This window comes from Acetobacter estunensis (assembly GCF_019083805.1).
Classification (GTDB): Bacteria; Pseudomonadota; Alphaproteobacteria; order Acetobacterales; family Acetobacteraceae; genus Acetobacter; species Acetobacter estunensis_A.
In genome coordinates, this window is record NZ_JAHRDV010000002.1 from 403,516 (window position 1) to 423,012 (window position 19,497).

At 58.6% G+C, this 19,497-nt stretch carries 16 protein-coding genes; 4 read left to right on the top strand and 12 right to left on the bottom strand.

All coding sequences use genetic code 11. The features are described 5' to 3' along the window. Nucleotides 1-86: 86 nt before the first annotated feature. A complete protein-coding gene (locus tag KUA11_RS04650) occupies nucleotides 87-1,781 on the top strand; it encodes a SulP family inorganic anion transporter (protein WP_217409172.1) in 1,695 nt (564 codons plus the stop codon). A 4-nt stretch (nucleotides 1,782-1,785) separates the two neighbouring features. Here the strand turns inward: KUA11_RS04650 and KUA11_RS04655 are convergent, their stop codons facing one another. Next, nucleotides 1,786-2,046 (bottom strand): helix-turn-helix domain-containing protein, encoded by a 261-nt coding sequence (locus tag KUA11_RS04655; RefSeq protein WP_217409173.1) that lies wholly within the window; start codon nucleotides 2,044-2,046, stop codon nucleotides 1,786-1,788. 261 nt (nucleotides 2,047-2,307) lie between these two features. On the opposite strand from KUA11_RS04655, the gene KUA11_RS04660 reads away from it, so the two are divergent. Then, entirely contained in the window at nucleotides 2,308-3,048 is a 741-nt protein-coding gene (locus KUA11_RS04660) for a S24 family peptidase (RefSeq protein ID WP_217409174.1), read from the top strand. 57 nt (nucleotides 3,049-3,105) lie between these two features. On the opposite strand, the gene KUA11_RS04665 is transcribed toward KUA11_RS04660, so the two are convergent. From KUA11_RS04665 to KUA11_RS04680, 4 genes are all read right to left on the bottom strand, one after another. Beyond that, nucleotides 3,106-5,004, bottom strand: coding sequence for a response regulator (locus KUA11_RS04665; RefSeq protein WP_217409175.1), 1,899 nt, complete (start codon nucleotides 5,002-5,004; stop codon nucleotides 3,106-3,108). After that, entirely contained in the window at nucleotides 5,001-6,818 is a 1,818-nt protein-coding gene (locus KUA11_RS04670; RefSeq protein WP_217409176.1) for an ATP-binding protein, read from the bottom strand. Before KUA11_RS04670 ends, KUA11_RS04665 begins: the two co-directional genes overlap by 4 nt. Then, nucleotides 6,815-7,927 carry a chemotaxis protein CheB gene (locus tag KUA11_RS04675; RefSeq protein ID WP_217409177.1) on the bottom strand — a complete coding sequence of 371 codons (1,113 nt, stop codon included), beginning with the start codon at nucleotides 7,925-7,927 and terminating at the stop codon, nucleotides 6,815-6,817. Before KUA11_RS04675 ends, KUA11_RS04670 begins: the two co-directional genes overlap by 4 nt. Before the next feature lie 150 nt (nucleotides 7,928-8,077). Further along, nucleotides 8,078-9,586, bottom strand: coding sequence for a Ppx/GppA family phosphatase (locus tag KUA11_RS04680; protein ID WP_217409178.1), 1,509 nt, complete (start codon nucleotides 9,584-9,586; stop codon nucleotides 8,078-8,080). A gap of 559 nt (nucleotides 9,587-10,145) precedes the next feature. Here KUA11_RS04680 and KUA11_RS17440 point away from each other — a divergent pair. Beyond that, nucleotides 10,146-10,655 (top strand): NmrA family NAD(P)-binding protein, encoded by a 510-nt coding sequence (locus KUA11_RS17440; RefSeq protein ID WP_254454651.1) that lies wholly within the window; start codon nucleotides 10,146-10,148, stop codon nucleotides 10,653-10,655. 15 nt (nucleotides 10,656-10,670) lie between these two features. Here the strand turns inward: KUA11_RS17440 and fghA are convergent, their stop codons facing one another. The 3 genes from fghA to KUA11_RS04700 form a co-directional block, all read right to left on the bottom strand. Continuing rightward, nucleotides 10,671-11,519, bottom strand: coding sequence for an S-formylglutathione hydrolase (gene fghA, locus KUA11_RS04690; RefSeq protein ID WP_217409179.1), 849 nt, complete (start codon nucleotides 11,517-11,519; stop codon nucleotides 10,671-10,673). Between the two features lie 29 nt (nucleotides 11,520-11,548). After that, nucleotides 11,549-12,661, bottom strand: coding sequence for an S-(hydroxymethyl)glutathione dehydrogenase/class III alcohol dehydrogenase (locus KUA11_RS04695; RefSeq protein ID WP_166313735.1), 1,113 nt, complete (start codon nucleotides 12,659-12,661; stop codon nucleotides 11,549-11,551). A 226-nt stretch (nucleotides 12,662-12,887) separates the two neighbouring features. After that, complete coding sequence (locus KUA11_RS04700; protein ID WP_217409180.1) at nucleotides 12,888-13,238, bottom strand: RidA family protein; 351 nt, start codon at nucleotides 13,236-13,238, stop codon at nucleotides 12,888-12,890. A 671-nt stretch (nucleotides 13,239-13,909) separates the two neighbouring features. Between KUA11_RS04700 and KUA11_RS04705 the strand changes: the two genes are divergently transcribed. After that, nucleotides 13,910-15,562 (top strand): carbohydrate porin, encoded by a 1,653-nt coding sequence (locus tag KUA11_RS04705; RefSeq protein WP_217409181.1) that lies wholly within the window; start codon nucleotides 13,910-13,912, stop codon nucleotides 15,560-15,562. Between the two features lie 46 nt (nucleotides 15,563-15,608). Here KUA11_RS04705 and nadC read toward each other — a convergent pair whose 3' ends face one another. From nadC to KUA11_RS04725, 4 genes are all read right to left on the bottom strand, one after another. Further along, nucleotides 15,609-16,469, bottom strand: a complete 861-nt coding sequence (nadC, locus tag KUA11_RS04710) for a carboxylating nicotinate-nucleotide diphosphorylase (RefSeq protein WP_217409182.1) — start codon at nucleotides 16,467-16,469, stop codon at nucleotides 15,609-15,611. A 21-nt stretch (nucleotides 16,470-16,490) separates the two neighbouring features. After that, nucleotides 16,491-17,471, bottom strand: coding sequence for a quinolinate synthase NadA (nadA, locus tag KUA11_RS04715; RefSeq protein ID WP_217409183.1), 981 nt, complete (start codon nucleotides 17,469-17,471; stop codon nucleotides 16,491-16,493). 93 nt (nucleotides 17,472-17,564) lie between these two features. Continuing rightward, nucleotides 17,565-18,485, bottom strand: coding sequence for an NUDIX hydrolase (locus tag KUA11_RS04720; RefSeq protein WP_217409184.1), 921 nt, complete (start codon nucleotides 18,483-18,485; stop codon nucleotides 17,565-17,567). A 193-nt stretch (nucleotides 18,486-18,678) separates the two neighbouring features. Further along, entirely contained in the window at nucleotides 18,679-19,452 is a 774-nt protein-coding gene (locus KUA11_RS04725; protein WP_217409185.1) for an SDR family oxidoreductase, read from the bottom strand. Nucleotides 19,453-19,497: the final 45 nt, after the last annotated feature.

The window sequence follows — 19,497 nt, forward strand, 5'->3', positions numbered from 1 at the left end:
AGGCACTTTGTCGCCGATCACAAGAGGCGCACCTTCCTCCTCCCGCTGGCATCAGCCCCCGGACGCAAGACAGGACCCGACCGGGTATGAACACCCCCACACCCCAGAACAGGCCGCCCAGTGGCTCCCCTTCTTTCCTGCGCGACGTGGTGGCCGGGCTGACGCTTGCCTCCGTCAACATTCCGCAGGTGCTGGGATACACCCGCATAGCCGCCATGCCAGCGGTGACCGGACTCTACACGGCCCTTCTTCCTCCGCTGGCCTTCGCGCTGCTCGGCTCGTCGCGCCATCTGGTCGTCGCAGCCGATTCCGCAACGGCCGCCATTCTCTCGGGTGGTCTCGCCCCACTGGCCGAGCCGGGATCGCCGCATTACGTGGCCATGGTCGGTGTCGTGACGTTGCTGTGTGCGGCCTTTCTCCTTGTCGGCCGGATATTTCGTCTGGGATTCCTTGCGGATTTTCTGTCGCTGACCGTGCTCATGGGCTTTCTGACAGGCGTGGGTCTTCAGGTGTCCCTGACCATGCTTCCCGAAATGCTAGGGCTGCATATCACCGGCCCGACCGCCCTGATCGTGTTCGCACGGACACTGACAGCGTTTATGCATCTGCACCCGCTTTCCGCCTTTCTGTCTCTGGCAACCGTTCTGTGCGTGACAGGTGGCCGTCGCTTTGTGCCGGATGCCCCCATACCGCTTCTGGTCATCGTCTTTGCGATCGCCGCAAGCTGGTACTGGCATTTCTCCGACCGTGGCGTGGCCGTGATCGGACCGGTCGCAGACGGTCTGCCAAGCCTTCATCTTCCATGGTTGTCATGGAACGAGACACTGGAATTACTGCCCGTCGCGGCTTCCTGCGTGTTCGTCATCATCGCCCAGAGCGTCGCCACCGCCCGCAGTTTCGCGACACGCTTTCATGAGTCTCTGGACGCAGACGCCGATATTCTCGGCCTCAGCGCCGCCAACCTTGCGGCTGCCATAAGTGGCGCCTTCACCGTCAACGGTAGTCCCACCCAGACGGCCATGGGTGTACGGGCTGGCGCACGCACGCAGCGGGCACAGGTGGTCTTCTCTCTTACTGCCCTTGTGGTGCTGCTTTTTCTCACGGCTCCCCTCCAGTTTCTGCCGCGCTGTGTGCTGGCCTCCATCGTGCTGGTCATCGCCATGGGCATGGTGAACATGAAGGGCATCAGGGCGCTCCGACACGAAAGCCCCGGCGAATTTCGACTGGCCTTGATCACCGCTGCCGCCGTGGTGGCGATCAACGTGCAGCAGGGTATTTTTCTTGCCATCGCCATCTCGCTATTTCGGCATGTGCGCCACAGCTATGAGCCGCACACCATGATCCTGCATCCACGCCCCAACGGACGAGGCTTCGAGGCCGAGCCGGCAACGCCGGGGTCCGAAAGTGAGCCGGGACTGGTGATCTACCGCTTTGGCGCGGACCTGTTTTACGCCAACAGCACCCATTTCGCTGACGATATCCGCGAGATCGTGGCGCACGCCCCCTCTCCCGTGCATTGCCTCGTGCTGGACGCCAGCGCGATGACCGACATCGATTATTCGGCCGCTCAGACGATGCGCGAACTGCTGGCCGAACTCTCGAGCGAGCATGTCACGGTCTTTCTCGGACGGGTTAGCCCATGGCTGCGCAGCGACATGGACCGTCACGGGCTGACCGCGCTCATCGGAGCAGAGCGCATCCGCTCCACGTTGCATGAAGCCGTGGAGGCCGCCGAAAAAGAACTACCTTCCCCAAGAACAGTCACTGGACACACTTCATGACCGATCAGAACGGACTGTAAGGCCGCAAACCGATTGCGGCGCAGGAGATGTTCGAACCGGGCGCGAGCGGCTGCCCGCCGCACTCACGGCGGATATCGCTGATGCGGGTGTTACGGTCCCGCACAGCGACAAGCGCCCTGTGAGTGTAGGAACGCGAAACACCCGTCATCTCGGCAATCCTGCGAATAGACGCTCCCCGCGCGGCAAGTGCTACGATCTGGCTGTCGAGAGACTCTCTGTGGGCCGAAGCAAATTTTTTCGTCATGGCGAACTTTTCCGATGAATGCTCTGTATTTTCTTCAGCGGCACTTTTCGGAGCAAAAATGATACAAAAACACAGTCACGGTCTTGTCTTTCTGCAAGGTCACGTGCCATGTTCCGGCTCCTGAAGTTCCGGGGTCGGGCCAATTCCAACCCGGGCAGGCTGGGAGGCGCGTCTCGTGACGATTAAAGCATCGTTTCCGATCATAAAATCAAGAACAAAACAGGAACATTTTAGTCTCATGTATGATATGAAAGCTGGATAATGAGACAGTCTTCTCGCCCTGTTTCTCAACGTCGCGGACGGCCACCCGGCCTGGCCGGTGGGCCGCCCCCGGATGCATCCACCCCGCACAACAGGCTGGCGCTCGCCATTCATCGTTCAGGCAAAACGCTCAGGGACATTCGCGAGGAAACAGAAGGACAGCCGGCTCTTACGACCATTCGCCGTCATCTCGATCCAGAAGGAGTCTGGAATCCGGGCCTGATCGAGCGACTGGCGCCTGTCCTCGGAGTTAGCGCGCAATGGCTGTTTTTCGGGGATACCGTTGAGGCAAAAGGGCACAGCGAGAGCGATCTCGTCACTATTCCGTACTACAACGCTCGCGCCTCAGCCGGTTTTGGGAGCGTCTGCGATCAAGAATCTCCGACACAGATGCGTTTTCCGCGCGGCTTCGTCTCGGAAGATCTCGGCCTTCAGGCATCCGCCGTGCTGATCGTCACGGCAGAGGGAGATTCCATGCTGCCCACCATCCGCAGCGGCGACCGGTTGGTGATCGACACACGCGAAACGGCGCGTATCGAGGGGGTTTATGCTATCGTCATGCGTGGTGCGTTGTTTGTGAAACGGGTGTCACGCACCGAGGCAGGGTTTCTCGTGCAGTCGGACAACCCCATCTATCCGCCCGAAACGTTTCGCGCCGAAGATACGGTGTTCGGCACACCAGTAGATGGCCACTCACTGACCATCATCGGGCGCGTCGCATGGTGCCTTCACCGGGTGTGAGGGGTAGGCTTATTTTCGGCTCGGAATCAGATCCGTCACATCCGAAAGCAATGCTTCTCACGTAAACGGCTTGGCCAGCACCCGAGCATCGGGGGGCAGGATCGCTCTGTCGGCAAAGCCGGTCACGAAGATGACCGGCAGATCCGGGCGCAACGTGCCGATGCGACGGGCGCATTCATCGCCATTCATCCCGGGCATGAGCAGGTCCATCACAACCAGGCCGATATCGGGACGTGTACGCACGAGTTCAACCGCCTGTGCGCCGCCATGGCATTCCAGAACACGGAAACCGGCCCGCGAAAGAAACCCCACGGTGACAGCCGCAACCGCCGGTTCGTCATCCACGACAAGAATGCTCCGCAGATACTCATCTGGTTTGCGGGCGACGACAGGCTCCTTCACCGGAGCGTTTGAAGAGACGACTGCGGGCAGCCACAGTTCGATGGACGTGCCTTTCCCGGGCGTGCTGGACACACACACATCGCCACCGTTGCGCTGCACGAACCCATAAACCATCGGCAGTCCCAGACCGATGCCCGAGCCGACGGTCTTTGTGGTGAAGAACGGCTCGAAAATACGGGACTGCACCTCTTCCGACATCCCCACGCCATGATCGGTCACGGAGACTACCACATAAGTACCAGCGGGAAGCGGTCGTCCGGAACGGCCAACCACGCGCTTTTCGGTCTTTTTATCCGACAGAATGGCCGCGTGCGCTGAAATGGTGATGTCCCCGCCCTGCGGCTGAGCGTCACGCGCATTGAGACACAGATTGACCAATGCCACTTCCAGCAACGAGGGATCGGTCGAGGCCCGTGGCAATGGTGTCTCGGGCAATTTCAGATGCACCGGAGTGGCACGGCTACCTCCGCCGCCGATGCTCTGGGCCAGCAATCCCTGCATCTGCACCAGCAACTCCGGCACATCCACCGGCCTGCGGCTCAAATCGCGCGGACGACTGAAATCCAGAAGTTTCTGCGTCAGCACCGCCCCACGCCGCGCCGCGTCCATCGCATTCGTGAACAGCCGCGCGACATTGGGATCGGTCGGCGGCTGCAAATCGGTGACGAGTTCGAGCGAACCGAGAATGGCCGTAAGCAGATTATTGAAATCGTGCGCAATGCCACCGGCCAATGTGCCGATCGCCTGCATCTTGTCCGCCTGCCGGGCCCGTCGCTCCATATCCATCAGATCGGTCACATCCTGATCGATCAGCACCGACAGGGTTTCGGGCGGCCGCGCCTCGGCTCCGTCACCCGAAAGCGCCACACGGGAAATCCTATGCCAGCGTTCCTGCCCATCGGCATCTGGACGCGCCACCAGTATCGGCTCGCTCACTCCTGACAGCGCACTGGCGCGCTGCGTCTCCCCCGGCAGGAGTTCGGCCTCCGTATGGCCGAGACAGTTCTCCATAGGGCGGCCATAGGAAGCGGCGGCAAGACCGTTGAGCCGCGTGATGCGTCCCTGTGCGTCCGTGATGGCCAGCCCCATGGGCAAATTGTCGAACAAACTGCGCATCAACGCCTGTTCGGTGGCCAGCGTCCGACGCATGCGGCACGCATTGGCCGCCTCGCGTACCATCGCCCGCAGGCTTCCCGGATCCCATGGCTTCGTGGCACAAAAGGTGATGGCACCACGGTTGAGCGCACCCGCAACCGTGTCCAGATCGGCGTAGCCTGTCAGCAGTATGGTGCCAGCGTCCGACATTTGTCGGGCCTGCGCCAGAAACACATCGCCCGTCATATCGCGCATCCGCTGGTCGGAAACGATAACGGCCGTATCAGGATGCTCCTGCAAAAGTGCAAAGGCCTCCGCCGCCGAGGTGGCGGTGAGGATGGAAAACTCGTCTTCAAGAAGATCCGTCAGCGCGACCAGTATCTCCGCCTCGTCATCCACGAGCAGAATTGTTCCCCGAGGGCCGGATGCAGAGTGGTGGGAAGGCAGTCCGGCACTCATCGAATTTCTCCTTCAGGTACGGACGGGATCATTCCGACGGACGTGCCGGGCTGGGTCATGGGAATCGCTATGGTGAAGCAGGTGCCACCCACAGAGGAGTCAGAAACTTCTATGCTGCCGTGATGGGCCTTCACAATCCCGTAAGCCGTCGCCAGCCCGAGCCCCGTCCCCTCTCCCACCGGCTTAGTGGTGAAGAACGGCTCGAACACGCGCTCACGCATCAGAGGCGGAATACCGGGGCCATTATCGCAAATGGTGGCCACCCACATGTCCGGCTGATCCTCTCGTCCTTCCACGCACTGCGTCCCAATGCGGATACACGGTACGCGTGGATCGTCAGACGGGAGCGCATGCAGCGCATCGGCCGCATTGCTGATCACGTTCATGACCACCTGATGCACAAGGGCCGCCTGACAATTCAGAACCGCTGGTCCCTGAAAATCCAGTTCAACCCGGATGCGATCCGTCAGCTTCGGCCCCAGAAGGGCCAGCACGGTGTTGATCGCGTCCGGCATGTCGATGTCCTCGAACGTGCCCTGATCCAATCGCGAGAACCGGCGCAGACTGGACACGAGGTCGCGCATCCGGCCCAGCCCAAGCGAGGTCGCGGCCAGCCGATCCCGCCCCTTCGCTAATACGGCCCCGGCGATCTCCACATTTCCGGCTTCCAGTTCCGCAACAGCACGCTCAAGCGCACGCGCAACCGTATCCTCATGGGCAATCACGAAAGCCAGTGGATTGTTGAACTCGTGCGCGATTCCCGCCACGAGTTCGCCCAGTGACGCCATCTTGGCCGACTGCACGAGCTTCGTCTGAGCGTCGATCAACTTGCGATTGGCGCTTGCCAATTCATCGTTGGCCTGTTCCAGCGCATCGGCGAGCACGGTCTTGGCCCGCGCGCCCTCCATCGCTTCGTCCCGGGCGGCCCGTTCGGCCGCGCTGCGCAGGTTCTCATCAAGGATAGCCTTGCGGCGTAACAAAACCCGGACATGCAGAATGAGGTTTTCAGGCGTGACATCGGAGGGAACAAGGTCATCCACCCCGGCCTTGAACGCCTCGATCGCATAGGCGAGATCACCTGTTTCCTCACCTCCGAACCCGAGCAGACAGGCTGGCGTTTCCGCGCCGGAAAGCTGGGTCCGGCGCGTCCGGTCCAGCATCTGACAAAGAGCCAAAGCATCGAAGGACGACGTTGTAAGATCGACGATCACGCAATCCACGCCACCTAGCCACAGATCGGGTGTGGCCAGCGTTGTGGAAGGTGGTAGGAGCGCTTCCAGCCCATCGGTTTTCAGCAGTTCCACCACTGGAAACGTGCCGGATCGACCTTTATCTCCCTTCTTGTGCGGCAGATGTTTCAGCAATCCATCCTGTCCCGTCACGATCGCCACCGTTGGCCGACGGAAGCGCTCCCGCAACAGAGCATGGGACGCGCGATACCCACGCAGACACACGCCAATCCGCGCAAGGAGATACGCGACATCCGTCTCACGTGGCACACACGCATCCACGCCTGCCAGCAGAGCCTCGCGCACCAAATCGGGATCGTTCCCGTTCGTCAGGAGAATGACCGGCAGAGGACGTGTCGCCCGGTTGAGACGCAGATACCGCGTCATCTGACAACCGTTCATGCCCGGCAGAATCTGGTCCGTCAGGAGAATGGCTGGCAGAGAATGATCCAGACTGTCCAGCGCGTCTTCTGCACTTGTGACGGTCTCGACGGAAAGGCCGTTTTCAACAAGAACGGCGGCGAGCCCTGCCCGGCGCGTGGCGGCATTCTCCACCAGAAGCAGCACAGCAGACGAATGGGTCATATGCAGGCAGCGCCGGAGTTGCTTTCCGGCGCAGGAAGCCGTGAGAGAGCCTCGGCCAGTTCATCCGCCGTTCCAATGGCGTCCACCGCATCCATGCGCAAAGCCGCTCCCGGCGCTCCCGCAAAGGGACAAAGCGAGGGATATTCCGCCAAGGTCTGACCGTCCGCCTGATGCACAAGCAGCAGTCCAGCCGCCCCGGCTGTGCCAGCGTGCCCCATCAGAACGACACAACTCTGCCGGGCTACCGACCCGGCGAGAGAAGCCAGAAGCACGTCGAAGCTGCGCGAGGCGGGATCGGCTGCCCCCTCCTGCTTGCGCACCATGCTCACCACACGCGGTCCCGGCACCAACTGCGCCAGATCGCTTGCGGAGAGGACATGCACCACGCCTCTTGTCAGCGTCGTCCGTCCCGAAACATCCGTCACAACCACGCTCTGTTCCATCGCATCGTTCAGCCATGCCACAAAAGGGGCAAGCAGAATGGCCGGAATGGAAACCGCGAGCAGGACAGCTTGTGCCGGTTTGGCCGGCATCCCGCCCAGAAGACGTAGCACGGCGCCCAGTCCACCTTCTGCTGCCAGAAAACACAGCAAATCAGCGGGGCGAAACGGCGGTGCGGCCTTAGGAGGAAGAGTGGATGGTTGAGCACGAGAGGGCCGCGCCGCATGAGCGGCTGCAACAATACGCTCAACCACTGCGGGTGAGGAAAGATAGCTTGGGGCACGCGACAACAGTCCCAGCGCACCGGAACGCAGGCACTCGAACGCCAAATCCGGATCCTGCGCCATCATGTCCATGGCAATCAGAATGGGCGTGGGCCTGCGCACCATGATGGCGCGCGTCACCTGCAACCCGCTCATCCTCGGAAGTTCGTCATGCAGAACAACGATGTCGGGGGACAATGTGGCCAAGGCGTCAAATGCGTCCTCGGCCGTCGCGACCGCTGCACAGACTTCCGTTTCAGCAGCCAGTCCCAGCCTCTGCCCAATGGCCTCCCGCACAATGGGATCAGCATCCACTACGAGCACCCGGACAGGCGGTCCTTTCTCTGCTGTCACAGGACACGCAGGCACCGGCATTGCGAAAATGCCGTCTGGGGCACTCACCATCTCTCTCCATCACAGTCTTCCGGACACCCGCCGGAATTACTCCGTTCATGGAAGACGGTCTTCTTTCCACGACGGTCGAATGGAGATCATACGCTGCCTTGGGAAGAAGTGCTCCTCGCAATTTCGTGTACGAAAGCGCGGCGTTGCGTCTCAGGCGAAAGCCACAGCGTCCGTCATGCCATCCTCTTCCAGACGGCTCTCCAGCCCCATCACCTGTCCCAGACGCGAAAGCCGCCTGCGCACGGCATCACCCCGAACGGCCACACGCGCCGAGGTGAGATACAAACGTAGCGCGTCCGGTTCGCGCGCTAGATGCGTGCCGTCGAGAAGAACCTCCGTGCCGCCGCAGAGAGCGTAGGCAAGGCGCAGAGCCAGCCCGAGCGTCATGGCCCAGTCACGGAACTCCTCTGTCAGAAGCGCACGTGCTGGCGCCAGCCACGGCGCATCGATCTCCCCCTCATAACGCAAGGCAAGCGCCGTCGCGAGCGCCGCCCGTGCTTCATGATCGAAACCGCCGCCCTGCATCCACAGAACGCGAAGAAACGTCTGCTCGGCCCGATATTCCGGATGGTCGTGGCACCCGATATCGGACATCTGGCAGACCGCACGGCGCAGTCGCGCTTGCTGCGGCGTTTCGTCAGGGAAAAGAGGCGCAGTCCATGCTACCAGCGCCTCGGGAAGCGTACGGCTGCGTCCCAGACGGGCGCTCATTTCCCGCGCCACGGCGTCCAGCGGATCTTCCGCTTGCAGATTTGGCGCCACATTCAACGCATACCAGCCTTCTCGCAGGCCATCGACACAGAAGACGATGCGCTCCGGCTCCAGCTTGCGAATAAGTCGTCGCAGAACGGTTGCCGAAAACGGCACATCATCCAGACGCTTACGCGGCGCGTTCGGCAACTTTTCGAGCGTTTTACGGTTACAGCCAATGAGCCACGCGGTCATTTCCCGAGCCGCTGACGTATTGAGCGTGTAATAGTGCAGGATGTTCAACGGGTAATCGGTGCGGGCCATATTCAGACGAGCCAGCGCCCGGAACGCGCCTCCCACAAGATAGAGCGTGCGCCCCTTCATGCCCTCCAGCCATTCCACGCTCGCCAGATCGGCATCGGCGATCGCCTTGGCGCGCGACAGATCGCCTTCTGCCCGATCACTCAGACGAATGACCCCTAGCGGCAGAGTGCTCGCGTCGTGGCGCCCCTCTTTGTCCAACCGGATAACTTCCAGAGACCCGCCCCCGATATCCGCCACCAGCCCATCGGCTTCGGGAATACCGCACAGAACCCCGACCGCCGCATGATCCGCCTCCTCAATGCCGGAGAGGATACGGATGGGCACACCGGGCATGACCTGACGTAGCATCTCCACAAATTCGGGGCCATTCGTCGCGTCCCGTACTGCAGCGGTGGCCAGCACCTCGAACGGATCGGCATTCATTCCCCGGGCAATGGCATGGAAGCGACGCATGACATCGGCAGCCATCGCCATTCCGTCCTCGTTCAGACGACCGGTGGCCGTCAGCCCACGCCCCAGCCGCAAGACAGCCTTTTCATTGAAAATGGGCACCGGATTGCGGGATATTCCATCGAACACAACCATTCGGACGGAATTGGAACCCAGATCGACAACGGCAGAACGGGCCGGAACGTCAGCCTGCATGCAGGTTCTCCTCGGGACGGATCAATCCTGATGCACGTGGAGAATGGTGCATCCGGCGACAACCATTCCGTTTCACGCCCACCCGGAGCAATCGTGGTCCCGCCCCTATAGCGGATCGAAACCGGGAAGCCCACCGACATTCCACACTCAATTCTGCGGCCCTGTCGCGTCATGTCGTAAGAGCCTACGGGTGTATCCCACACGGAGGAGACAAACGGGTTATGCACGTTATACTTGGTGCCACAGGTCATGTTGGTAGCATTGTCGCTACTGCTTTTCTGCAAGCGCATCACCAGGTTGGCGTCATAACGCACGACCGGGCCAAAGCTGCGGCATGGCGCGAAAAGGGCCACTGTCTTTGTAGTGGATATTGCCGATACATCTGCCCTACATGATGTATTCTGTCAGGCTCGACGTATATTTTTACTCAATTCGCCAGCTTCTCCTGCAACAGATACGGACAAGGAAGAACGCAGAACGGTTCACTCCATCCTCACGGCCCTCAAAGGTATTGAATTCGACAAAATTGTTTTGCAATCAACCTACGGCGCACAACCCGGTGACCATTGCGGCGATCTACGAGTTCGAGCAAGGCACACAGAAGTTAGATCAACCGCTCAGTATCATCCGCGCGGCCTATTACATGAGCAACTGGCTGCCGCTGGCACGAACCGCCGCAACATCTGGATATTTTCCTTGCTTACTGCCTGCTGAACTGAAAGTCCCCATGGTTGCGCCAGAGGATGTTGGTCGCTTCGCTGCGCATCTTATGAACGCACCAGCAGTAGGGATGAATATTTACGACATCGAAGGACCGGAATATTATTCGGCTTCGGATGTCGCGAAAGTCTTTACACGCCTATTCAGACGTCCCGTTGCCGTGCAGGACATCCCCAGAAAGTCGTGGCTTGCACACTATAGGCAGACGATTTTTTCAGAAGAAGCTGCCCATTCCTACGTCCGCATGACTGGTCTTTTTATAGACAGACACTACGAACAACCTGCCCATCCCTACAAGGGTCAGACCAGCCTTGCCGCCTATTTCCAGAACTCTTTTGCAAACAACTGAAGACTTTGCGGCGGCCTACTTTTTCAACAACTCAGCATGATGGTTCATATGGTCTTCAATAAAAGACTGAATGAACCAGTACGAATGGTCGTACCCCGCCTGCCGCCGCAAGGTGAGCTTCTGTCCCGCCGCTTTGGCCGCCTCCTCCAGATGATGCGGCTGAAGTTCCCGTTCGAGAAACTGATCGGCCTCACCCTGATCGACAAGAATGGTGGTTGGATGGACGTGACCCGCCCGCAAAAGTTCTGTGGCATCGTAGGCCGCCCAACTCGCGCGATCCGAGCCGAGATAGGCTGTAAACGCCTTTTCTCCCCACGGCACGGCACTCGGATGAACGATGGGCGCGAACGCTGAAACGGACTTCCATTTCTCAGGCTCACGCAAGGCATGAACAAGCGCACCGTGACCACCCATGGAGTGTCCCATGATCCCCTGGCGCGTCTCATCTACCGCGAAATGACGTCCCACCAGCTTGGGCAGTTCCGAGCCAATGAACGTCCCCATGCGGTAATGCGCCCGCCATGGCGCTTGCGTTGCATCGAGGTAGAAACCTGCTCCGACGCCAAGATCCCAGCCATCCGTTTCGCCCGGCACATTGGCTCCACGAGGTGACGTGTCACATGCGACCAACGCGATTCCATGTTGCGCGGCGAACCGCACCGCGTTGGCCTTGATGAGGAATGTTTCCTGTGTGCAGGTCAGCCCCGCCAGCAGATAGAGCACGGGCACCGGCTTTTCCTTCGATGCCCCATGAGGAATGAACGCCCCGAAAGTCGTCGGAAGCCCAAGAGCCTCCGACTGCACCGTGTAGAACCCGAGTTCGCCGCCGCAGCATATATGCCGCGATGCTATGGTGAGGCTCATGCGCTCCTCCTCTTGCTGCATCCTGCCGCTCAGTATTCCACGACGGTGCGGATGCTCTCGCCTCGGGACATCATATCGAAGCCCTCGTTGATTCGCTCAAGCGGCAGCTTGTGCGTGATCAGATCATCGATATTGATCCGGTTTTCCATGTACCAGTCAACGATTTTGGGCACATCCGTGCGTCCACGCGCGCCGCCGAAAGCCGAGCCGATCCATCGGCGTCCCGTCACAAGCTGGAACGGCCGTGTACTGATTTCCTGCCCCGCTCCGGCAACTCCGATGACAGTGGACACGCCCCAACCACGATGAGCGCATTCGAGCGCCTGACGCATCAGAGTCGTGTTGCCGACACACTCAAATGTGTAGTCTGCGCCACCGTCCGTCAGCTCGATGATACGCCCCACCACATCCCCATCCGGCAAATCCTTGGGGTTGACGAAATGCGTCATACCGAACTTGCGCGCCATTTCCTCACGCGCCGGGTTGATATCGACACCGATGATTTTCTCCGCCCCCACGAGCTTCGCACCCTGGATGACATTCAGACCGATGCCACCCAGACCGAACACCGCGACCGTGGAGTTCGGCTCAACCTTGGCTGTGAAGATCACCGCGCCAATACCTGTGGTGACGCCGCAACCGATGTAGCAAACCTTGTCGAACGGCGCGTCTTCACGAATTTTCGCGAGCGCGATCTCGGGCAGGACCGTGAAATTCGAGAATGTGGAGCAACCCATATAGTGATGGATCGGCTGCCCCTTGAACGAGAAGCGCGACGTACCATCGGGCATCAGTCCCTTGCCCTGCGTGGCGCGGATGGAGGTACAGAGGTTGGTTTTCCGCGACAGGCAAGATTTACACTCCCGGCATTCGGGCGTGTAGAGCGGGATGACATGATCGCCGGGCTTGAGATGCTTCACGCCCGCGCCGACTTCGCGCACGATGCCCGCACCTTCATGACCAAGAATGGCGGGAAACAGCCCCTCAGGGTCCGCCCCGGAAAGCGTAAATTTGTCAGTGTGGCACAGGCCGGTCGCCTTGATCTCGACGAGAACCTCTCCCTCGCGGGGGCCTTCAAGCTGGACACGCTCGATTTCCAGAGGTTTGCCGGCCTCGAATGCTACCGCCGCAATCGTCTCCATCTCGTCTTTCCCTCACATGAAAAATGCGTTCTCCTGAGAGGACAACGCCACACATCCCATGACCACTGACAGGAAATGACAAAAGATTCTTGTCGTTTTCCGTCACCTACCCGGCATAGCAACGCCGTGCCCCGCCGTTAAATCTATCTAAAACAACGACGCGCGGAAAATAGTTCTCCGATCAGGCTGTCTCCGCCTCCATGCAGGAAGCGGAGACAGCCACGGATCACTTCGTGGTGATCAGCATGATCTCGACAAGCATGCGCGGATCGGCCATTTTTGCCTCCACACAAGCACGAGCTGGCGCGCCGTTTTCCGGAAGCCATGCGCTCCAGACTTCATTCAGCGCCCCACGGTCGTCGATGTTCTTCAGCCAGATCTGGGCCTGCAGAATGCGGGTCTTCTCCGTGCCGTGTTCCTCAAGAAGCTGGTCGAACTGGGCGAGAATGTCCTTTGTCTGCCCGGTTACATCCAAGGACAGATCGCGGGCCACCATGCCCTGCGTAAAGACAAAACCATGATATTCCACGGCTTTCGAAAGCACCGGATTGGGTTCGGTGCGGATGATCTTGCTCATGCGTTCGGCTCTCTCACTATGTTGCGACCGATGGACTCTCTACCAAACTTGGCGTCGTCCTCCCATGGGGAAGCTTAACAAGGTATGGGCGCGCGCCAAAGCGCCGACAAAATATTCCGGATCTGCAAAAACAACTGCAGTCCACACTTTTGGATGAAAATATAATTGAAACAAAAAGGAAAAACTCCTCTCCGCTCATGCAAAAAGCCTTATTACATATTTATATTTCAAATATACATCACTATGAAAATATAACTTTTAATTTTTTCAAACAGAATTGTATTGCAAATTAATTTATTCATATAACTTCTAAAATAAACTCGATTATATTTTCAATATACGTAATTTTTTATGCCATTAATACATGAAAATTTATACTTAATTGCAAATTTAATCAAATTTCTTGACGCGATGTGCCCACAAGGATTACACAATTGAATGCCTTCATTTCAAGAAACCGAAAAAAGCCTCGGGTCAGCGCACGCCCTGTGCGTAACGATACATCACGCCATCTATCTTCCGGACCGCAACGACGATAGACAATTTTCTGTTCTGCCTGCAGGAAGGAACAGACCAGACCACCAGAGTCCGGACGAACCAAAGAAGATGAATAAAAACAATAACAATACTCTTCCGATGTACGATTTTTCCACGGCAAGGACACGGCACTGATGAAGAGCTTTTCTTTTCGTGGCGCGTCTCCAAACCTTGACGGCCTACGCCGCTCCCGAGCGGCTTCTGTCCTACCGCCCCGCTTGCGGACCACTACCTGCGCCACGCTTTTCGCGCTTGCCTGTATTGGTGGTGGCGAACAGGCACAGGCCGCCACACCAGAGGCCGATGACGGCGTCGTGCATCTCGCTCCCGCACCCGGAGCGCCACAGGCCGCCAAAGGCACACATATCAACAAGACATCTCCCCGGCGCTCCAGCGATCCAGACGATGCATATGTGTCGGAACCGGCCATGCTGGATGAAGAGCAGCCGATCGAGCCGCTCTATCACGCCATTCCGGGATTTCTTGAGTCGCCTTATGGACCGCCCTCCTTCGGCTCGCCCTATGGTACGCATCACCTTCTGGGTGACTGGGGCGGCATCCAACCGTGGCTTCAGAAACGCGGGCTTTATCTGGCGATCAATGACTATGAAAGCCTCTCCGGCAACCCGATTGGCGGCAAAACGCATGCCGTAACGGACGCCGGTCAGACCGGCGTGACGCTCGATGTTGACTGGCACAAACTGCTCGATGGCGGAGATTGGTCCAAAAACCTCTGGCTGCACATGCTGGCCGTGAACGGTCATGGCCGCAATCTCAGCGGCCTGATAGGCGATCACGCCAACCAGGTGCAGCAGATCTACGGCGCACGTGGCAACGTGGTGGCCCATCTGGTCTGGATGTATTTCGAAAAATCGTGGCTGGACAACCGAATCGACTGGTCCGTGGGTGTCATGCCTCCCGGGACGTTCTTCAACAACTCGCCCTGGGGTTGCGCCTTCATGAACGTGTGGATGTGCGGCAACACCACGCCGACGAAATATGTTGCCGGTGGTCGTGACTGGCCCTCGGGCAACATCGGCACCGTGCTGCGCGTGATGCCCCGTCGCGATTTCTACATCATGGGCGGTCTTTTTGCCGTGTCGCCGCATTCCTACAACGGTGGCATTTCCGGCTGGGCACTGGCGCAGGATGGACTGGGCAAACTCTCCACTCATCTTGAATTTGGATGGATCCCCGAGTTTGGTCCCAATCACTTGATTGGCCACTACAAGGTTGGCGCGCTGTACGACAATTCGAAATACAATGACCTGTATTCCGATATCCACGGCCACCCATGGGTCGTCACTGGCCTACCCGCCCGCAAGCAGAGCGGCCAGACCTCCATGTGGGCAATGGTCGATCAGATGTTCATCCGTCACGGCGAAGGGCCGATGAACGGACTGATGCTCGGCTTGCAGTACAGCTACGCTTCCGGCCAAACGTCCGCCATGAAGCAACGCTTTGCCGTGTCCATTCTCGACACCGGTTATTACTGGAACCGGCCTCACGACATGTTTGGCTTCACTTTCCAGTGGGCGGATTTCAGTAAATCGGCCATCCGTCAGCAGAGAGCTTCTCTTGCCTATGACCTGCCATTTCAGAGCACCAATTTCGGTGTGCCTTATGGTGTGCAATCACACGAGAACATCTACGAGTTCTTCTATACAGCCCAGATCGTGCCGGGCCTCTCGATTCAGCCGGATTTCCAGTACATAAATCGGCTGGGAGGCACGAAAATATTCAAGGACGCAGCCGTCTTCAGCATGGCTTTCAGCGCCACCCTCTGATCTTTTCCCTGTTTCCACTTTAATTCTTTATGGAAATAGGGAAATTTTACCCCTCCACGATATCCAGACCAATATCCAGCGCCGCCACGTTCTGCGTGAGCCAACCTAGCGAGATTACGTCCACACCTGTTTCCGCCACTGCGCGGGCTGTGTGAGGCGTGATCCCGCCGGACGCTTCCGCGATGGCCCGGCCACCGATCAGTTGCACGGCTTGATGAAGTTGTGCGACCGTCATGTTGTCGAGCAGAAACGCATCCACGCCACCATGCGCCAAAGCCACTTCAAGCTGCTCCAGCGTGTCCACCTCCAGTTCCACCTTCGTCAGATGTCCTGCACGCAGGCGAGCAGCATCCACTGCCGCGACAACGCTACCGCCACACAAGGCGATGTGGTTGTCCTTGATGAGAATGGCGTCATCCAGCCGATAGCGGTGATTGGAACCGCCTCCTGCCAACACAGCATATTTCTGTGCTGCGCGCAGTCCGGGCAAAGTCTTTCGCGTGCAGCACACCTGCACACCTGTCCCTTCCACCAGATCGACAATGCTGCGCGTGGTCGATGCAATTCCACTGAGATGACATAAGAGGTTAAGCGCCGTGCGCTCACCGCCCAAAACCGCGCGAGCCGGTCCCTGCACGATCGCCAGCACATCCCCCGCCTCGATCCTTTCGCCGTCTTTGATCCCGATCTCAAAACGCACAGAGGGATCGAGCAACGCAAATGCCAGACGAGCGGCCGACAGTCCGGCAACCACACCCGCCTGCCGAGCGATAAACCGTGCTTCGACGGTCTTGTCAGCACAACCCAACGCCTCTGTCGTGACGTCCCCGCCGATGCCAAAATCCTCCAGCAACGCATGACGAACGACCGGCTCCCACATGACATCGGGAAGATAGGGCACTCTCATCTCTGTTCTCCTTCCCTGCATTCAGACAGCCAGCATTCGTTCGACGGATTGACGGGCGGGTGCTTGCAATTCAGCCGGGATCAAGACCTCGGTCTGAAGTGTCTCCAGTGCCACGCGGATACGGGAAAGCGTGATGCGTTTCATGTGCGGACACAGATTGCATGGACGCACAAAGCGCGTTTCCGGATAGAGCGCGCTCAGATTGTCGCTCATGGAACATTCTGTCACCAACAGCACTTTTTCCGGACGCTTCTCCGACACATACGCAATCATCTGCGCGGTCGATCCCGAAAAATCGGCTTCCGCCACCACCTCAGGGGGACATTCGGGGTGCGCAATGACTCTCACCCCGCGATGAAGGCGACGATACTGCCGGATTTCATCCGGTGTGAACCGTTCATGCACTTCGCAATGCGCAGGCCACGTAATCATCTCGATCCCTGTCTCGGCCTCGATATTACGGGCCAGAAATTCATCGGGAATCATGATAACGCGCGGTACACCGAGACTTTCCACAACTCTGCGCGCATTTCCAGACGTGCAGCAGACGTTACTCTCGGCCTTCACCGCCGCCGTGCTGTTGACATACGTCACGACTGGCACGCCGGGCCATGCCGCTTTCAATGCCCGCACATTTTCAGCCGTAATCCCTTCGGCCAGCGAACACCCCGCTTGCGTATCGGGGATGAGGACAGTCCTGTCCGGATTGAGCAGTTTCACTGTCTCGGCCATGAAGTGGACACCCGCCATGACAATGACCTCGGCATCCAGCCCCCTCGCTTCCCGCGCCAGAGCGAGGCTGTCACCACGGATATCCGCCACGCCGTGGAATATTTCCGGCGTCTGGTAATTATGAGCGAGGATCACGGCATTACGCTCACGCTTGAGACGCAGGATCGCCTCGACGTCCTCGGCAAACAACCGCTCCCAGTCCGCACGGGCCATCAGGCCGGCAACCGGTGCAAAGAGTGTGTCCCGCGATGGCAGTTCGAGCGTCGCCATAAGTGAAGTCCTCTATATGCTCATTTTGAGCATATAGAGGACACGCAACTGAATACAAGACCACTCTCACCCCACGCCCGCGTGAGGCTCCCTTCAGATCAATGAGGGCAAAGGCAGACGCGCTCCCGTCAGGTAGCACTCCTGCACATGATCGCGCCGGAAACGATACAGTCGCGCGGGCCGACCGTGACCATTGGAATCCAGCGAGTCCGTTGCCTCTACCAGTTGCTGCCCCAGCAGCAACCGCCGGAAGTTCTGTTTGTGCATTGGCCGTCCCGCCAGTGCCTCCACGGCCTGCTGCACGGCAAAAAGCGTGAACCGTTCGGGAAGAAGATCGAACACGGCGGGCGTGTAACGTATTTTTGCCCGAATACGCGAAAGCGCCGTGGCGAGGATGCGCCGCTGATCGTGCTCCATAGCTCTGCCGATCGTATTTTCCCCCACTCCGTAAGGTGATTCCGGCACAAGTCCTGCCTGCCACATCAGTTCATAGCGCTGGAGCACGAGTTCGTCGTTCCATTCATGCCCTTCCAGACCGAACGCCACAGCGCATCGTGTCCTCTGCGTGGCATCGTCCAACGCCCACGCCATCATGCGACGTGCAATGCTGCCCGCCTGATTTGCCTCCGCCTCCTTCCGCCGATCTTCCCATGGAAAATATTCATATATGGACAGCCAGTTTCGCGGATCGACAGAGGGATTCAGCAACGCCAGATAGGAAATCCGCACAAGCCGTGTGATGTCCCCGCCTGAAAGTGTATCGGCAAATGTGTAAAGCTGCTCCGTATGACCCAGCCGATAACCGGTCAGGCTCTCCACCCAATGCCGCATACCGCGCTGAAGGGAAGCATGATCCGTTCGCAACGGTCCGGACGGAAGCGCCTCTCCCGCGCGCACTGTCAGAACACCGGGAGTGAGTTCGCCTTCTCCTGTTGCTTCCAGATCGAACACCACCGCCACAAGCTCCGCATTACACAGGCTTGGGGCTTCTGAAGCGAGGGATTGGCTGTTCATCTGTGTGTTGCGTCCAGCCGGTTGAAACGCGTGATCTTCTTCATAGATGACACGACGGCGAAACCGGTCACACCAGCACGAGATCCATCACACTCATGGAAAGAAAGATGCGTGACGGTCGGCTCTCGGGTCATTCATGGATCCTGATGAAAACGGATCTGGTCCGAACGGATCGGACCAGATCGGAATGGCTTTATTTCGTTGTATAACCGCCATTCACCAGAATCGTCTGCCCTGTCATCCACCAACCTTCAGATACGAGCAGACGCACAAACGGAACCACATCCTCAATATCCGTCAGCCCCGTCTTGCTGAATGCCGAAAGTGCAGCGGCCGTCTTGTGATAGGCCACAGCTTCCGGCGCTTCCTGACCGTAAAAGAACGGCGTGTCCATCGGTCCCGGACCAATGGCGTTCACGGAAATGCCACGCGCACCGAATTCCTTGGATGCGGCGCGAGTAAAATGTTCGACGGTCGCTTTTGATCCAGCGTAGGTCGAGTAAAACGGCGTATAGGCACCGAGCAACGACGTGACCAGAGTTAGCAGCTTGCCATTATCGTTGAGATGACGGCCCGCTTCTTTGATGAAGAAAAACGCAGCTTTTGCGTTCACATCCATCATACTGTCGAACTCAGCTTCCTCAGTTTCGAGGATCGGCTTTTTCAGCACCTTGCCCACGGTGTTGATGGCAATATCGGGTTTGCCGATAGACGCAATGCACTCTTCAAACAGTTTCGCGTTTGCTGCGGCCGTTGTCAGGTCTCCCTGAAAAGCTGTGGCCTTCACACCCTGTTTCGTAAGTTCTGCAACAAGAGCCCTGGCGTCAGGAGCCGCCGCATCACTGTTGTAATGAATAGCAATCCCCGCCACCCCGTGCGCTGCAAGATCACGGGCGATCAATCCCCCAAGGTTCTTCGCGCCACCTGCGATGAGAGCCGTTTTTCCTTTCAGACTATGATCCACCATGTGCTGTCTCCCTGATTGATCTGGATAACCGCACCCTAGCGTTCG

Excerpts from the sequence above, each read along its gene's own strand:
- KUA11_RS04705 (WP_217409181.1), top strand. The coding sequence starts at position 13,910 with ATGAAGAGCTTTTCTTTTCGTGGCGCGTCTCCAAACCTTGACGGCCTA.
- nadC (WP_217409182.1), bottom strand. The coding sequence starts at position 16,469 with ATGAGAGTGCCCTATCTTCCCGATGTCATGTGGGAGCCGGTCGTTCGT.
- KUA11_RS04675 (WP_217409177.1), bottom strand. The coding sequence starts at position 7,927 with ATGGTGAGTGCCCCAGACGGCATTTTCGCAATGCCGGTGCCTGCGTGT.
- KUA11_RS04655 (WP_217409173.1), bottom strand. The coding sequence starts at position 2,046 with ATGACGAAAAAATTTGCTTCGGCCCACAGAGAGTCTCTCGACAGCCAG.
- nadA (WP_217409183.1), bottom strand. The coding sequence starts at position 17,471 with ATGGCGACGCTCGAACTGCCATCGCGGGACACACTCTTTGCACCGGTT.
- KUA11_RS04680 (WP_217409178.1), bottom strand. The coding sequence starts at position 9,586 with ATGCAGGCTGACGTTCCGGCCCGTTCTGCCGTTGTCGATCTGGGTTCC.
- KUA11_RS04665 (WP_217409175.1), bottom strand. The coding sequence starts at position 5,004 with ATGAGTGCCGGACTGCCTTCCCACCACTCTGCATCCGGCCCTCGGGGA.
- fghA (WP_217409179.1), bottom strand. The coding sequence starts at position 11,519 with ATGAGCCTCACCATAGCATCGCGGCATATATGCTGCGGCGGCGAACTC.
- KUA11_RS04660 (WP_217409174.1), top strand. The coding sequence starts at position 2,308 with ATGAGACAGTCTTCTCGCCCTGTTTCTCAACGTCGCGGACGGCCACCC.
- KUA11_RS04650 (WP_217409172.1), top strand. The coding sequence starts at position 87 with ATGAACACCCCCACACCCCAGAACAGGCCGCCCAGTGGCTCCCCTTCT.
- KUA11_RS04720 (WP_217409184.1), bottom strand. The coding sequence starts at position 18,485 with ATGAACAGCCAATCCCTCGCTTCAGAAGCCCCAAGCCTGTGTAATGCG.
- KUA11_RS04725 (WP_217409185.1), bottom strand. The coding sequence starts at position 19,452 with ATGGTGGATCATAGTCTGAAAGGAAAAACGGCTCTCATCGCAGGTGGC.
- KUA11_RS04670 (WP_217409176.1), bottom strand. The coding sequence starts at position 6,818 with ATGACCCATTCGTCTGCTGTGCTGCTTCTGGTGGAGAATGCCGCCACG.
- KUA11_RS04700 (WP_217409180.1), bottom strand. The coding sequence starts at position 13,238 with ATGAGCAAGATCATCCGCACCGAACCCAATCCGGTGCTTTCGAAAGCC.
- KUA11_RS04695 (WP_166313735.1), bottom strand. The coding sequence starts at position 12,661 with ATGGAGACGATTGCGGCGGTAGCATTCGAGGCCGGCAAACCTCTGGAA.